At 67.7% G+C, this 14,266-nt stretch carries 14 protein-coding genes and 2 pseudogenes; 12 read left to right on the plus strand and 4 right to left on the minus strand.

Annotated features, from left to right (window positions below; all coding sequences use genetic code 11):
* Positions 1-2 precede the first annotated feature (2 nt).
* Together VYI76_RS00490 and rsmI are read right to left on the minus strand one after the other, a co-directional pair.
* Positions 3-359: a YraN family protein gene (locus VYI76_RS00490; RefSeq protein ID WP_326522806.1), complete on the minus strand. Its 357-nt coding sequence runs from the start codon at positions 357-359 to the stop codon at positions 3-5.
* The gene (rsmI, locus tag VYI76_RS00495) at positions 352-1,188 is read right to left on the minus strand and encodes a 16S rRNA (cytidine(1402)-2'-O)-methyltransferase (protein ID WP_326522807.1); all 837 of its coding nucleotides are present in this window, start codon (positions 1,186-1,188) and stop codon (positions 352-354) included. The genes VYI76_RS00490 and rsmI overlap by 8 nt, the downstream gene beginning before the upstream one ends.
* 13 nt (positions 1,189-1,201) lie before the next feature.
* Between rsmI and VYI76_RS00500 the strand changes: the two genes are divergently transcribed.
* Positions 1,202-2,395: a penicillin-binding protein activator gene (locus tag VYI76_RS00500; protein WP_326522808.1), complete on the plus strand. Its 1,194-nt coding sequence runs from the start codon at positions 1,202-1,204 to the stop codon at positions 2,393-2,395.
* 4 nt (positions 2,396-2,399) lie between these two features.
* Here the strand turns inward: VYI76_RS00500 and hemW are convergent, their stop codons facing one another.
* Positions 2,400-3,518: a radical SAM family heme chaperone HemW gene (gene hemW, locus VYI76_RS00505; RefSeq protein ID WP_326522809.1), complete on the minus strand. Its 1,119-nt coding sequence runs from the start codon at positions 3,516-3,518 to the stop codon at positions 2,400-2,402.
* Between the two features lie 20 nt (positions 3,519-3,538).
* On the opposite strand from hemW, the gene VYI76_RS00510 reads away from it, so the two are divergent.
* The 3 genes and pseudogenes from VYI76_RS00510 to VYI76_RS16775 all read left to right on the plus strand — a co-directional run bounded on the left by VYI76_RS00510 (position 3,539) and on the right by VYI76_RS16775 (position 5,185).
* Positions 3,539-4,105, plus strand: a complete 567-nt coding sequence (locus VYI76_RS00510; RefSeq protein WP_326522810.1) for a CAP domain-containing protein — start codon at positions 3,539-3,541, stop codon at positions 4,103-4,105.
* A gap of 83 nt (positions 4,106-4,188) precedes the next feature.
* Positions 4,189-4,347, plus strand: a pseudogene (locus VYI76_RS00515) (transposase); the annotation flags it as partial.
* A 271-nt stretch (positions 4,348-4,618) separates the two neighbouring features.
* Positions 4,619-5,185 carry a GTP-binding protein gene (locus VYI76_RS16775; protein ID WP_443018881.1) on the plus strand — a complete coding sequence of 189 codons (567 nt, stop codon included), beginning with the start codon at positions 4,619-4,621 and terminating at the stop codon, positions 5,183-5,185.
* Between the two features lie 198 nt (positions 5,186-5,383).
* Here VYI76_RS16775 and VYI76_RS00530 read toward each other — a convergent pair.
* A pseudogene (locus VYI76_RS00530) lies at positions 5,384-6,545 on the minus strand (IS3 family transposase).
* A gap of 101 nt (positions 6,546-6,646) precedes the next feature.
* On the opposite strand from VYI76_RS00530, the gene VYI76_RS00535 reads away from it, so the two are divergent.
* From VYI76_RS00535 to VYI76_RS00570, 8 genes are all read left to right on the plus strand, one after another.
* On the plus strand, positions 6,647-6,811 hold the full coding sequence (locus VYI76_RS00535) for a hypothetical protein (RefSeq protein ID WP_326522812.1): 165 nt from the start codon (positions 6,647-6,649) through the stop codon (positions 6,809-6,811).
* 29 nt (positions 6,812-6,840) lie between these two features.
* Positions 6,841-7,047 carry a hypothetical protein gene (locus VYI76_RS00540; RefSeq protein ID WP_326522813.1) on the plus strand — a complete coding sequence of 69 codons (207 nt, stop codon included), beginning with the start codon at positions 6,841-6,843 and terminating at the stop codon, positions 7,045-7,047.
* Positions 7,048-7,195: 148 nt separating this feature from the next.
* On the plus strand, positions 7,196-9,148 hold the full coding sequence (locus VYI76_RS00545; protein ID WP_326522814.1) for an FAD-binding monooxygenase: 1,953 nt from the start codon (positions 7,196-7,198) through the stop codon (positions 9,146-9,148).
* A 13-nt stretch (positions 9,149-9,161) separates the two neighbouring features.
* Positions 9,162-9,929 carry an SDR family NAD(P)-dependent oxidoreductase gene (locus VYI76_RS00550; RefSeq protein ID WP_326522815.1) on the plus strand — a complete coding sequence of 256 codons (768 nt, stop codon included), beginning with the start codon at positions 9,162-9,164 and terminating at the stop codon, positions 9,927-9,929.
* Positions 9,930-9,934: 5 nt separating this feature from the next.
* The gene (locus VYI76_RS00555; RefSeq protein WP_326522816.1) at positions 9,935-10,954 is read left to right on the plus strand and encodes a zinc-dependent alcohol dehydrogenase; all 1,020 of its coding nucleotides are present in this window, start codon (positions 9,935-9,937) and stop codon (positions 10,952-10,954) included.
* A gap of 72 nt (positions 10,955-11,026) precedes the next feature.
* On the plus strand, positions 11,027-12,016 hold the full coding sequence (locus tag VYI76_RS00560) for an alpha/beta hydrolase (protein WP_326522817.1): 990 nt from the start codon (positions 11,027-11,029) through the stop codon (positions 12,014-12,016).
* A gap of 374 nt (positions 12,017-12,390) precedes the next feature.
* Positions 12,391-13,212 carry an alpha/beta fold hydrolase gene (locus tag VYI76_RS00565; protein WP_326522818.1) on the plus strand — a complete coding sequence of 274 codons (822 nt, stop codon included), beginning with the start codon at positions 12,391-12,393 and terminating at the stop codon, positions 13,210-13,212.
* A complete protein-coding gene (locus tag VYI76_RS00570; protein WP_326522819.1) occupies positions 13,209-14,231 on the plus strand; it encodes an alpha/beta fold hydrolase in 1,023 nt (340 codons plus the stop codon). The genes VYI76_RS00565 and VYI76_RS00570 overlap by 4 nt, the downstream gene beginning before the upstream one ends.
* The last annotated feature ends 35 nt before the right edge of the window (positions 14,232-14,266 follow it).

Here is a 14,266-nt window from a genome sequence, read left to right on the forward strand (position 1 = left end):
CTTCAATAGCCGATCCAGGCGTTCTCGATGTGGCGCGGCGGTCGTCCCCGCGCGAGCAGCAGTACGTCGACGCGGATGTCGTCGCCCGGCTGCGCATAGCGCGGCATCAGATACTCTGCCGCCGCCGCGACCCGCGCCAGGCGGCGCTGATCGATCGCCAGATCGAGATCCGCGTCGGTCGCGCGCAGCTTCACCTCGACGAAGGCGATCAGGCTCCCGCGCCGCGCGACCAGATCGACTTCCCCCGCCGGGGTCCGCACGCGGCGATCGAGGATCCGCCATCCCTTCAGCCGCAGCCACCATCCGGCGATCCGCTCACCGCGCCGGCCCGCAGCCTCGGCGGCGCGGCGGTCACGCATCCTTCAGCGCCATCGCCCGCGCATAGAGTTCGCGCCGGTCGAGCCCGAGCCGCTTCGCCACCTCGCCCGCCGCCTTCGACACCGGCAGGCGGGTCAGCGCCTCGCGCAGCGCGCTATCGGCATCCTCCTCGCTGGCGGGCGGAACCTCGCCCGGCGGGGCGACGATCACGACGATCTCGCCCTTCGGCGGCGCATCGGCATAGCGCGCGGCGAGCGACGAGAGCGTGCCGGTCACACATTCCTCGAATCGTTTGGTGATTTCCCGCGCGACGCCGGCCTCGCGGTCACCCAGTCCCTCGGCCAGCGCGGCGAGCGTCGCGGCGAGGCGCGGCCCCGATTCGTAGAGGATCAGCGTCGCGCGCACCGCCGCCACCTCGGCGATCGCGGTCGCGCGCGCGCCGGGCTTGGACGGCAGGAAGCCGAGGAACAGGAAGCGGTCGGTCGGCAGCCCCGCCAGCGTCAGCGCCGCCACCGCCGCGCACGGCCCCGGCACCGTCACCACCTGATGCCCCGCTGCCCGCGCATCGCGCACCAGCTTGTAGCCGGGATCGGAGATGAGTGGCGTCCCGGCGTCAGAGACGAGCGCGACCACCTCGCGTCCCATCCGCGCGACCAGACCCGGCCGCACCGATTCGGCATTGTGATCGTGATACGGCGTCATCGGCCGCCTGGTGCCGATGTGCTGCAGCAGCTTCGCGGTGACCCGGCTGTCCTCCACCGCGATCACGTCGGCGCGCGCCAGCACCTGTGCGGCGCGCGAAGAAAGGTCGCCGAGATTGCCGATCGGGGTCGCGACAATGTAGAGACCTGGGGAGAGTTCGGCGTTCATGAGGGGATTATCTATGGCGGATGGGGCACGCACCCCGCAATGGCGGGCGTGGACCAACGGCTTGGCTTTGTTGGGCGCGGCATTGCTCAGCGCCTGCGCGGTGGTTCCGCGCGATGCCGGCCCGCCGCCGCCGCCGCCCACTGCTGCCCCGCCGCCGCCTGTCTCGCGCCCGGTCACCCCGGCACTGCCCGAGGATCTGGAGCGCCACCGCGTCGCTTTGCTCGTGCCGCTGACCGGCACAAACGGCGCGGTCGGGCGCAGCCTGGCCAATGCGACCCAGCTCGCCCAGCTCGATACCCGCAACGAACGGCTGAGGATCACCAGCTATGACACCGCGACCGGCGCGGTCGCCGCCGCGGAACGCGCGATCGCCGATGGCGCACGGCTGATCCTCGGGCCGCTGCTGTCGGAGGATGCGCGCGCGGTCGCGCCGATCGCGCGGCGCGCGGGCGTTCCGGTGCTCAGCTTCTCCAACGACGTGTCGGTGGCCGGCAATGGCACCTACCTGCTCGGCTATGCGCCCGGCCAGTCGATCGAGCGGGTGGTCGATTACGCCCGATCGAGCGGCATCACCCAGTTTGCCGGCCTGGTTCCCGCCGGCGTCTATGGCCAGCGCGCCTCGACCGCGTTCCTGCGCGCGGTGGAGGGCGCGGGCGGCAGCGTGACGGCGATGCAGACCTATGATCGTTCGTCCGGGGCGATCAACGCCGCGGTCGGCCGTCTGACCCGCGCCGCGCCGTTCCAGGCAGTGCTGATCGCCGACAGCGCCGGCACCGCCAGCCTCGCCGTCCCCGCGCTCAGGCGCGGCGGCACCAACGCCCGCGTGCTCGGGACAGAGCTGTGGAACGCCGATACCGGTGTCGGCGGCAACGCGGCGCTGAACGGCGCGTGGTTCGCCAGCGTATCGAACACGCTCTACCGCCAGTATGCGACCAAGTATCGCGCCCGGTTCAACACCGCGCCTTACCGCCTGTCGAGCCTCGGCTATGACGCCGTGCTGCTGACGGTGCGGATCGCGCGCGACTGGCGGGTAGGTGATCGCTTCCCCGAGGCGCGGCTGAGCGATCGCGACGGGTTCGCCGGGCTCGACGGCGCGTTCCGCTTCGGCCGCGACGGCATCGCCGAACGCGCGCTGGAGGTGCAGGAACTGCGCGGCGGCACGACGGTGACGGTATCGCCCGCACCGCAGGGGTTTGGGGGCCGGTAGCGGTTCAGTCCCGCGCGATCGCCGGCAGGATCGAATCGAGCAGCAGGATGCCCGCCTCGGTCGTCGCGACATGCAGCCCGTCGCGGACAAGCAGGCCGTGGCGGACGAGAGCATCGACGACGTCCAGATCGACGCGCGCGGGATCGATGCGGATGCCTTCGGCCATGCGCAGGCCCATCACCAGCGCCTCCGACGCGCGCTGCTCGGGCGACAGGGCGTCCTCGGTCTGATTGCCGTGGCGGTTGCGATCGACCGCCGCCAGCCAGTTTTCCGGCTTCCGGTGCCGCGCGGTGGCAAGCCCGCCCCGCCGCCCGTGCGCGCCGGGTCCGATCCCCGCATAGTCGCCGTAGCGCCAATAGGTCAGGTTATGGCGGCTCTCCGCGCCCGGCCGCGCATGGTTCGACACTTCGTAGCGCGGCAGGCCGGCGGCGCGTGTCATCGCCTGCGTCGTCTCGAACAAATCGGCCGCCGCGTCGCCTTCGGGAATCACCAGATCACCCTTCGCCGCCAGTGTCGCGAAGCGCGTGCCGGGTTCGATCGTCAGTTGATAGAGCGACAGATGCTCGGTGCCGAACGCCAGCGCGCGGGCGAGTTCGGCTTCCCACGCCGCCAGCCCCTGCCCCGGGCGCGCATAGATGAGGTCGAAGCTTACCCGCGCGAACGCGGCCTGCGCCGTCTCCAGCGCGGCGAGCCCCTCGCCCACGCCATGCGCGCGGCCCAGGAAGCGCAGCGCGTCGTCGTCCAGCGCCTGCAGGCCCAGCGACACGCGGTTGACCCCGGCGGCGGCCAGATCGCCGAACCGCGCCGCCTCGACCGAGGACGGATTGGCCTCCAGCGTGATCTCGACGTCTCCGGCGAAGCCCCAGGCATCCTCCGCCGCGCGCAGCACCGCCGCGACCGTCTCCGGCGGCATCAGCGACGGCGTACCGCCGCCGAAGAACACCGACCCCAGCCGCCGCCCCGGCAGCAGCGCCGCCTCATGCGCGAGATCGGCGAGCAGCGCATCGCGCCACCGCGCCTGGTCCACCTCTTCGCGAACATGGCTGTTGAAGTCGCAATAAGGGCATTTCGACACGCAGAACGGCCAGTGGACGTAGAGCGCCAGGGGTTGCGACACGGTCATCACCGCCCACCTAGGGGCGGATGACGCTCCGGCATAGCCTCGCCCTGATCCTCCTCGCCCTGTCGGCCTGCGCGCCGGGCGCACCCGAGCGCGTGGTGGAGGAGCGCCCCTCCGCCGGGCCGGCTCCACGCGGCGCGACGCTGCTGCGCCAGACGATGCAGCGGACGCACGACGCCGCCCGCGCCGAGGTCCGCCAGCCGCCGCTCGCCTGGGACGATGCGCTCGCGGCCGATGCCGGGCGCTATGCGGCGGAAATGGCGCGCACCGACCGCTTCGAGCACGCGCCTCTGGGACAACCGCCGCAAGGCGAGAACCTGTGGACCGGCACGCGCGGCGCCTATCGCTACGAAGAAATGGCACAGCACTGGATCGACGAGAAGCGCGTGTTCGTGAACCGCCCGGCGCCGAATTTCAGTACCACCGGCGATTATCGCCATGCCGGCCACTACACCCAGATCATCTGGTCGCGCACCACGCGCTTCGGCTGCGCAATGGCGGTGGGGCCGCGCGACGACTATCTCGTCTGCCGCTACCTGCCTGGCGGCAATGTGGTGGGCGAGCGGGCCCTTCCGTCAGGGTCCAACTAAGGTTGACGGGGTTTTCTGAGTCGCGTGGGTCGTGGGTCAGGGAGGTTCGGCGTGGCATTATTCTGGTTGCCGGATGAAGCGTGGACGAACGACGCGTGATCTCGGGCATTCTGCACGTGCTCAAGGTCGGCTGCCGTTGGTGCGATTGCCCGGCCGGATACGGTCCGTCGACCACCGCCTGCAACCGGTTCAATCTCTGGTTGCAACGGGGTGTCCGGCTCAAGCTGCTAGATGCCCTGGCCCACCCCGACCGGCTTCCGCAAGCGAACCAACCGCTACGACAAGGAACGCTACCGCGAGCACGAGCGAGACCATGTGGAACGTATCGCCCGGATCGATCAGGCCGGACAGTGTTGGCAGTGCGGCCAGCCTGTAAGCTGTTCAGAGGAATAACTGGGTCGATCGATCCGCCTTTGATCACAAACACTCTTTGTGTAATGATATGTTATATTATAATTCTCAAGGGCGAGAGATGGATATGCCTTTTCTATTTCAGGAGAGCCGGGCGGGCGCTTGCCCGTCACGGTGCTCTCCGGCTCTCTGGGTGCAGGAAAGACCACGCTGCTCAATCACATCCTCGCCAACCGCGAGGCCCGGCGCGTGGCGGTGATCGTCAACGATATGTCCGAAGTGAATATCGATGCCGCTCTGGTGCGCCGCGGCGATGCCGTGCTTTGGGACGACATGTGGAGCGACCGGCGGCAGGAACTGGTGTTCATCGATATCGGCATGGACGAGACGCACATTCGCGCCCGACGGGTGGACCTGATCGAAGGCCTGATCGACGACGCACCCGCCGGACCGTTCGATGGCGCGACTTGCCTGCTCACGCTCCATTTTCTCGACCGTCCAGACCGCATCCGCACGCTGCGCGCCATTCGCGACAGGCTGAAACCGGGCGCGCCCTTTGTCGCCGTCCATAGCAGTTCCCGCAGGACGCCGGTGCGCGTGATCGCTGGCTGGACCGTTATGCCGCCTTCGCGCTCGCATCAGGCGCACCGCCTGAACAAGTGGCACAGGCCCGCCATGCGGTGGCCGCGAGCCTCAGCCTGTTCACACCCGCAGAGGATGAGGCCATGATCGGCGAGGCCGGTTTCGGCCATGTCGAGCCGTTCTTCGCGGCGTTCATATGGCCTGGCTGGATTGCTCATCGCTGAGGGCAGCGCGCACCTGTTCACCGGGCCGGATGCGTTGATTCCGGTCTCGGTCCTCACCGGGTTTCTCGGCAGCGCCACTGACCGGCCCCCACCGAGTGGTCCTGGGGGATTGTTGGTGCATTTACGCCTCCTTCGCCAGTGTTGGCCGTAGGTGGAGTGAAGCGGAGCCGGAGGGCGACACTGGCGATGGAACGCCCTCCGGGGCCGGCGGTCGAGGTCCGAGCGAGCTGTGCGGCCGGACGGTGTTATAGTGTCGCCACCAAGCGTCGATCAGGATCCGGACCTCGGCGAGCGAGTAGAAGATTTCGCCGTTGAGCAGTTCATCGCGAAGCGACCCGCTGAAGCTCTCGCAATAGCCATTCTCCCACGGGCTCCCCGGCGTGATATACAGCGCCTTCACGTCGATCTGGGCGAGCCATTGCTGCACCGCCGTGGCGATAAACTACGGGCCGTTGCGGACCTTATATGCGCCGGCGGCCCACGCGTGACGAACAGCTCGGCCAGCGCCGCCAGCACATCATCGCTCTTGGGCTTGCGTGCCACGGGCAACGCCGTGCACTCCCGGCTTGCCTCGTCAATGATCGACAGGATTCGGTATTTGCGACCGTCATGGGTGCGGCCTTCGACGAAGTCGTAGGACCAGACATGGCCAGGATACTCGGGTCGAAGCCGGATGCACGATCCGTCGTTCAACCAGAGCCTCCCGCGCTTCGGCTGCCTCTGCGGCACTTTGAGCCCCTCGCGGCGCCAGATACGCTCAACCCGCCTGCGGTTCACATGCCACCCCGCATCGCGCAGCAACGCCGTCACCCTCCGATAGCCATAGCGACCATATTGCCGCGCCAGCGCCATGATATCCTCGGTGAGAGCCGCTTCGTCATCTGCCCCGCGAGGCGCCTTGCGCTGCGTCGATCGGTGCTGGCCGAGCACACGGCACAGCCGCCGCTCGGACACCGACATCATCGTTCTGATGTGGTCGATATAGCGCCGCCGCCGCGCGGCGCTCGGAAGTTTCCCCGGACAGCCTCCTGCAGGATCAGCTTGTCGAGCGTTAGGTCCGATATCGCACGCCGAAGCCGCGCATTCTTTTTCTCCAGATCCTTCATCCGCCGCGCCTGGTCGGTCTTCAGACCGCCTTATTCCTTGCGACAACGATAGTAGGCCTGCTCGCTGATCGCGATCCGACGGCACGTCTCGGCGGTCGTGACGCCCTGCGCCAGCACAATTTCCGCCTCACGCAGCTTGCCGATAATCTCTTCCGGGCGATGCTTCTTGGCCGGAATTCATAATCTCCCTCGTAATCCAAAATATTACTGATTTCAGACCACTCCGAAGGGGGCAGATCAATGATCGGCGCGGCGAATTCCTGCTCGCGAGCAAGTGCGTGCTCGACATGCGCGACGGCAGGCGCGGGCTGCTGGCCGGCGCGGTGCGCGACGATGACTTCGTGAACGGCGACATCCGCCTGCCGATGCCGCGTTTCGTCCAGCCACAGTTGACCCACAATCTGGCGGTCGGCGCGGCGTTCGGGCGCGGGACGCCGGGATAACGCCGGCGCAGCTCGCGCTCGCGCGGGTTATGGCACGGTCCGCCTCGGTCGCCCCGATCCCCGGCACCGCCAGCCCGGCCCATCTCGAAGAGAATATAGCTGCCGCCGGGATTAGCTTGCCCGGCGACCTGATCGACGCTGTCGATGCCGACATGCCCGCCAACGTCCTGAAGGGTTCGCGTTACGCCGCGGCCGCGCAGGCGCAGATCGATACGGAACGGCTGCCCGGCGAATAGCTTCCATCGATATAGACGGCCGAGGTCGCGGCAGACCGGGGACCGTCGCTATATCAGATTCTATCGTTCAATGGTTCTATGGTTGTGCCAAATTGCAATCCGCGATTATCGTGCTATTGAACCGCGACCAAACGAGGGCGGGGGCGCGGTGCAATTCCATCTCGATGGTTTCAAGGAAGGCGATCCGGCGATCGCCGATGTCCGGCCCGGCGCGGGTCGCGCCGGGCCGCCGCCGGCGCTGCCTGACGAAACCGACGTACTGGTCGTCGGCGCCGGACCGGCGGGCCTGACCATCGCCGCGCAGCTCGCCGCCTTCGCCGACGTCCGAACCTGCGTCGTCGAACGGAAACCGGGTCCGCTACGGCTCGGCCAGGCGGACGGGATCGCCTGCCGCACGATGGAAATGTTCGAGGCGTTCGGTTTCAGCGAACGGGTGCTGAAGGAAGCCTATTGGGTCAACGAGACCTGCTTCTGGAAGCCCGATCCCGCCCGGCGCGAATGGATCGTCCGCAGCGGGCGGATCGAGGATACCGAACCGGGTCTCTCCGAGTTTCCGCACGTCATCCTCAACCAGGCGCGCGTTCACGATTTCTATCTCGACACGATGCGCAACGGCCCGGCCGGGCTGGTGCCCTGGTACGGCCATGAGCTGATCGACCTGCAGATCGAGCCGGACGCCGCGGAAGGCGGTACCGTCCGCTATCCGGTGACGGCGCGCTTCGCCCGGCGCGGCGGCCCGCGCGACGGCGACATCCACACGATCCGGGCGCGCTTCGCGATCGGCTGCGACGGTGCGCGCAGTGCGGTGCGCCAGGCGCTCGGCCGGAGGCTGCACGGCGATTCGGCCAACCAGGCCTGGGGCGTGATGGACGTGCTGGCTGTCACCGATTTCCCCGACGTCCGGCTGAAGGCCGTGATCCATTCCGCCAGCGAGGGAAGCGCGCTCATCATCCCGCGCGAGGGCGGGTATCTGGTCCGCCTCTACATCGAACTTGATGAACTGGGCGAGGACGAGCGGGTCGCCGATCGCGGGATCACGGTCGACACGCTGGTCGCGACGGCCCGGCGCATTCTCCACCCCTATACGCTCGACGTGAAGCAGGTGGCCTGGTGGTCGATCTACGAGATCGGCCAGCGCCTGACCGACAAGTTCGACGACATCGCCGACGCTGAGGCAAGCCGCCGCGCCCCGTGCGTGTTCATCGCCGGCGACGCCTGCCATACGCACAGCCCGAAAGCCGGCCAGGGCATGAACGTGTCGATGCAGGACGGCTTCAACCTCGGCTGGAAGGTCGCTGCGGTGCTGCGCGGGCAATGCGATCCCGTGATCCTGCACAGCTATTCGGCCGAGCGGCGCGCGGTCGCCAAGGAATTGATCGACTTCGATCGCGACTTCGCCCGGATGTTCAGCGCCCAGCCGGCCGACGGCGCGGACGTCTCCGCGCCGGGCGCGATCGATCCCGCCGAGTTCCAGCGTTATTTCGTCAGGCAAGGCCGGTTCACCGCCGGAACGGCGACACGCTATGCGCCATCGCTGCTTTGCATGGAGCCTTCGGATCAGACGCTGGCACGCGGCTTCCCGCTCGGAATGCGCTTCCATTCGGCGCCGGTTATCCGCCTGGCCGATGCGAAGCCGATCGAGCTGGGCCATGTCATCAAGGCCGACGGTCGCTGGCGACTGTTCCTGTTCGGCGATGCCGGCGATCCGACCGCGCCGTCGTCGCGCCTGGCCGCCGCCTGCGATTTCCTCGCATCGGACAGGTCGCCCGTGCGACTGTTCACGCCCGTCGCTGCCGATCCGGACAGCGTGATCGACGTGCGGGCGGTGTTCCAGCAGCCGCACCGCTCACTCGACATCGACACCATGCCGAGTCTGCTGCTGCCGGCGAAGGGCCGTTTCGGGCTGCGCGACTATGAGAAGCTGTTCTGCGCGGATCCGGCCGGCGGGCGCGACATCTACGATCTGCGCGGTATCGACAGGGGCGCCGGATGCATGGTGCTGGTCCGGCCCGACCAATATGTCGCCGCGGTGCTACCGCTGGATGCGGGCGACCGGCTGACCGAATTCCTGGGCGGCTTCATGCTGCGCCCGGCAATATAGACGGGAGGAACTTATGAGCGGATCATCCTTCGATCTCATCGGAAAGGTCGCGCTGGTCACCGGCGGCGCGTCGGGAATCGGCGCTGCGACCGCCGATCTGATGCGGCACCGCGGCGCCAGGGTCGCGATCGCGGATCTCGCCGTCGATCCCGGCGTGGACGATGGCGATGCCGCCTCCTTCCGGTGCGATGTGTCCGACGAGGAATCGGTCGCCGCCTGCGTCGCCGATGTCGTCGCGCGGTTCGGCCGGCTCGACATCGTGTTCAACAACGCCGGCATCGGCGGCTCGGGCGGGGTCGACACGCTCGCCGCCGAGCGCTGGGATCAGGTGATGGCGGTGAACGTCCGCTCGGTGTTCCTGATGTGCCGCGCGACGATCCCGCATCTGCGGCGCGGCGGCGGGGGAGCGATCGTCAACACCGCCTCGATATCGGGCCTGTACGGCGATTACGGCATGGCAGCGTACAACGCGAGCAAGGCGGCGGTCGTCAACCTGACGCGGTCGCTCGCGCTCGATTACGGCCAGGACAACATCAGGGCCAACGTCGTCTGCCCCGGATTGATCGACACCCCGCTGACCGGCGCGCTCCGCGCCGACCCGGCCACCTATGCCCGCTGGGCGGAAACCGTCGCCCTGGGACGGGCCGGCCGACCGCACGAGATTGCCGAGGTGGTGGCGTTCCTGGCGTCGGACGCGGCCTCGTTCGTCACCGGCGCGGTGATCGCGGCGGACGGTGGACGGACCGCGCATAGCGGACAGCCCGGCCTGCGCCGGGCGTGACGGCGATGGCGAGCCAGCGGGTGCTGCGGTGGACGGGCAACGGGCGGCTCGCGCTCGACCGGGCGCCGCGACCGGTCGCGGGTGAGCGAGACGTCGTGCTGGCGGTCGTCGCCTGCGGCATTTGTGGCAGCGACCTGCATTTCTGGAAGGACGGAGGACTGCCGCCGGGCGCGGTGATGGGGCACGAGTTCGTCGGCCACGCCGTCGCCGTGGGCGGCGGCGTGGCCGGGATCGCGCCGGGCGACCGTCTGGTTGTCAACCCCATGGTCAACGGGATCGGACTGGGCGCGCACGACGGCGCGTTCGCGGATTATGTCCGCGTCCCCGATGCCGTGCTGGGCAGCAATGTCCACGCCGTGCCCGACGATCTCGACGACCGTCAGGCCGCCCTGGTCGAACCGTTGGCGGTCGGCCTGCGGGCGATAGGCGCGACGCCGGTCGACGAAGGCACGCGCGCCGTGGTGCTCGGCGCCGGTCCGATCGGGCTGTGCGTGGTCGCGGCCCTGCGCCACCGCGGTGTATCGCGGATCGTCGTCAGTGATCCCAGCCCCCTGCGCCGCGAGCGAGCGATGGCGCTGGGCGCCGATGCTGTCCACGATCCGGCGGACACCCCCCTGCTTCCGCTGGTACTGGAACGGTTCGGGCCGCCGGGACGCCAGTCGCACAAGCGCACCCACGGCAACGCCGACATCGCGTTCGACTGCGCCGGTATCCAGGCGACGCTGGACGGCGGCCTAGCGGTGCTTCGCCACGGCGGCGCCCTGGTGCTGGTATCCGCTTATCCCGGTCACATGCCGTTCGACATTCGGTCGGTCATGCTGGGCGAACTCAGGGTGATGGGTACGATTGGCTACGAACAGGAGTTCGAACAGGCATTGCAGCTGCTGACGCGGCGCGCGATCGACCTGTCGCCACTCGTCAGCCACGTCGTCGACCTGGACGACGCGCCTGCCGCCTTCGAGGTCCAGGCCTGTGCGACATCGTCGGTCAAGGTGCTAGTGCGTCCCGGGCAGCGTACAATATAGCGGATACCTCACAAGTATATCGATATTTCTGCATTGCCATAGCAAGGTAGCGTTATGCTAACAGAGCATTTGGTGATTTCTGAACGTCATACCACGAACTATTTGTCGATTGGCGATCCAACGGGCCAACTGATGATATTCATGCATGGGTGGCCTGAATCGCCGCTGGTCTGGCACAATCAGATGGAGCATTTTGCGGCGCAGGGTTGGCACTGCGTCGCACCGCAGATGCGAGGATATGGCAAATCCTCGGTGCCCCGTGCGATCGCGGCTTATGCGGTTCGTGAGATCGTCGATGACATGGTGGAACTGCACAACGCGCTGGGGAGCGGTCGTGCAGTCTGGGTAGGACATGATTGGGGCGCGCCGATCGCCTGGTCGATGGCGTCGCATCATCCCGAACGCTGCCTGGGCGTGGTCAACTTGTGCGTCCCATATTTTGCTCGAGCTTTCAGCCTGCCGGCCTTGGTTTCGCTGATCGATCGCGCGCTGTATCCGGTTGATATGTATCCGGTCGGGCAGTGGGACTATTGGCTTTACTACCGGGAACATTTCGGCGCGGCGGCGACCGCGCTCCACGCCGATCCGGCCGGTGCCATCACGGCGTTCTTCCAGTTCGCCACCGACGACCGGATTGGCAAGGTGGCTCCTTCCGCATCCACTCGCCAGCGCGGGGGCCTGCTGGGCGGCCGGCAACTGGCGACCGCCCCGGAAACCACCTGCTTGCCGCGTGCAGCCTTTGATCGAATGACCGAGGAATTTCGCGATACCGGCTTTCTGGGGCCGAACAGCTGGTACATGAACGACGACGCCAACATCGCTTTCGCGCGCGAAGCCCGGAATTTCGGCCGCATCGATCTGCCAGCGCTGTTCATTCACGCGGAATGGGATTGGGTATGTGAAACCGTCCGATCGGACCTCGCCAAGCCGATGCGAGAGGATTGCACGAACCTGACTGAGGCGGTCGTCGCAGCCGGCCACCATCTGATGTTGGAACAGCCCACCGCGACGACGCGGGCGATCGACGAGTGGTGCGCGCGTCATCTCGACCGTTCGGGCTGATCGGTCATCCGGACAAGCGCTCCGGCGATTGACGCACGATCACGAGCATTTGCCGGCTGCCTGCGCCAGACCGGTGAGATAATAGGCCTAATGGCCCTATGGTTGCACCAAAGCCGCTTTGCCGATACTGGTGTTATCCAACCGTTCGCGTCAGCGGCTCGTAGCAATAGGTCTTGTTTAGTCGAAAAATTGGTCGTGCCGATACCCGAAGCATCGCGCGAAACGATCGGATGCGCGGCGCAGGTCTGTCGGCTCCGCGGGTACATGCCAGCGATCACATCGGGAACGCCGCCGGTCTTAACCGGGTGCCTGCCGATCAAGCCAAAGTGGATTGCCAGTCGATGGAGAGAATTAGTTTCACAAACCGCGCCGGAATGACGATCGCGGCGTCTGTGGCCGGACCGCAGGGCGGCTCCTCGGTTCTGTTTCTGCATGGTATCGGCCAGACCCGTCACAGCTGGGGCGCGGCGATCTCGTCTCTGGGCGCTGCCGGGTTCCGTGCGGTTGCGCTCGACGCGCGTGGGCACGGCGACAGCGCTTGGGCGGATGATGGCCGGTACGACGTCGATGCGCTCGCCGACGATCTGCAAGACGTGCTCGAAGCCATCGGTCCGGCCGTACTGGTCGGTGCGTCGATGGGCGGCCTGACCTCGCTGCTCGTCGCCGGCGAGCGTCGGGCGCCGCAGGTACAAGGGCTGGTGCTGGTCGATGTGGTGCCGCGGGTCGAACGCGAAGGCACCGCCGAGATCTTCGCGTTTATGACTGGCAATCCCGATGGCTTCGAATCTCTCGACGCCGCGGCCCATGCGATCGCGGCCTTCCTGCCGAATCGCAAGCGGGTGCCTAATCCGGCCGGTTTGTCCAAGAATCTGCGACTTGGCGCCGACGGGCGATACCGGTGGCACTGGGATCCGGCGGTGCTGACGACACGCAGCCCCGACGCGCGGGTCCGCCTGCAGCGCCACGAAGCCGCCGCCGAGGCACTCGACATCCCCACAATGGTCATTCGCGGCGGCGGGAGCCGCGTGGTCAGCATGGATGGGGTCGAGGCGTTCCTGCGGCTCGCGCCCCATGCGCGGTTCGTCAACATCGACCGCGCGGAACATATGGTCGCCGGGGATGCCAACGACGCGTTCAACGCGCCGCTAATCGATTTCCTTCAGGGGGCTCGCGCTGCCGCGGACGTGCAGGCGTGACGGTGCGCGCCGCCGACCCCTCGAGCCTGGCGGCGGCGTCGGTCGGATGGCCGGACCAGTCCGCGCTGGACATCCGAGAACACCACGTCTTCGCCAACGGCATCCGCCAGCATGTGATCGAAGCGGGTGCGGGACCGGCCGTCCTGCTCTGCCACGGCTTTCCCGAAAGCTGGTATTCGTGGCGCCATCAGATCGTCGCCCTCGCCAGCGCCGGGTACCGGGTGATCGCGCCCGACATGCGCGGCTATGGCAGCACCGACGCCCCCGAGGCGATCGATGCCTATACGTTGCTGCACCTGGTCGGCGACATGACGCGGCTTCTGGCCGCGATGGGCGTTGACCGCGCAGTGGTCGTCGGTCACGACTGGGGCGCACCGGTGGCCCACAATTGCGCGCTGCTGCGTCCCGATCTGTTCGTCGCGATGGCGACGCTGTCCATCCCCTATGTCCCGCGTGGCGATGTCAGCGTGGTCGAGGCCGGGCGCCGGGCGGGTATGGACGATTTCTACCAACTCTATTTCCAGCGCCCGGGAACAGCCGAAGCGAATATGGACCGCGACGTGGCGGCGACGCTGTCGCGTCTGATCTGGAACTGGTCGGGAAGCCCCGGCAAGGGTCGCCAGTGGCTTGGCGTGGTTCGCGACGGCGATCTGGTCGGAAGCCTGGAGCCGGCCGGCGATCACCAGTGGATGACGTCGCTGGATCTGGACTTCTACGTGGCGGCGTATCGTGCCCGCGGCTTTCGCGCCCCGCTCAACTGGTATCGCAACCTCGACCGCAATTGGGAGCTGCTCGCGCCGTTCCACGGCATGCCGCTGAGCGTGCCGGTCCTGTTCGTCACCGGTACGGAGGACCCCGTCCTGCAATGGCGCCGGTCCGCCGTCGAGAACATGCGCGACGTCGCGCCTCGTCTGACCGACACCCTGCTGATCGACGGCGCCGGCCACTGGGTGCAGCAGGAAGCGCCAGAGGCGGTGAATGCCGCGCTGATCGCGTTCCTGCGCGAGTGCGGCTGGTGACCGGAGGGCGGGCGGGAATGGAGGCGGCGCCGATC

The sequence above is a fragment of the Sphingomonas sp. genome (genome assembly GCF_035910975.1).
In the GTDB taxonomy this organism is placed as follows: Bacteria; Pseudomonadota; Alphaproteobacteria; order Sphingomonadales; family Sphingomonadaceae; genus Sphingomonas.

Excerpts from the sequence above, each read along its gene's own strand:
- VYI76_RS00490 (WP_326522806.1), bottom strand. The coding sequence starts at position 359 with ATGCGTGACCGCCGCGCCGCCGAGGCTGCGGGCCGGCGCGGTGAGCGG.
- VYI76_RS00565 (WP_326522818.1), top strand. The coding sequence starts at position 12,391 with ATGACGATCGCGGCGTCTGTGGCCGGACCGCAGGGCGGCTCCTCGGTT.
- VYI76_RS00550 (WP_326522815.1), top strand. The coding sequence starts at position 9,162 with ATGAGCGGATCATCCTTCGATCTCATCGGAAAGGTCGCGCTGGTCACC.
- VYI76_RS00500 (WP_326522808.1), top strand. The coding sequence starts at position 1,202 with ATGGCGGATGGGGCACGCACCCCGCAATGGCGGGCGTGGACCAACGGC.
- VYI76_RS00540 (WP_326522813.1), top strand. The coding sequence starts at position 6,841 with ATGGCACGGTCCGCCTCGGTCGCCCCGATCCCCGGCACCGCCAGCCCG.
- hemW (WP_326522809.1), bottom strand. The coding sequence starts at position 3,518 with ATGACCGTGTCGCAACCCCTGGCGCTCTACGTCCACTGGCCGTTCTGC.
- VYI76_RS00555 (WP_326522816.1), top strand. The coding sequence starts at position 9,935 with ATGGCGAGCCAGCGGGTGCTGCGGTGGACGGGCAACGGGCGGCTCGCG.
- VYI76_RS00510 (WP_326522810.1), top strand. The coding sequence starts at position 3,539 with ATGACGCTCCGGCATAGCCTCGCCCTGATCCTCCTCGCCCTGTCGGCC.
- rsmI (WP_326522807.1), bottom strand. The coding sequence starts at position 1,188 with ATGAACGCCGAACTCTCCCCAGGTCTCTACATTGTCGCGACCCCGATC.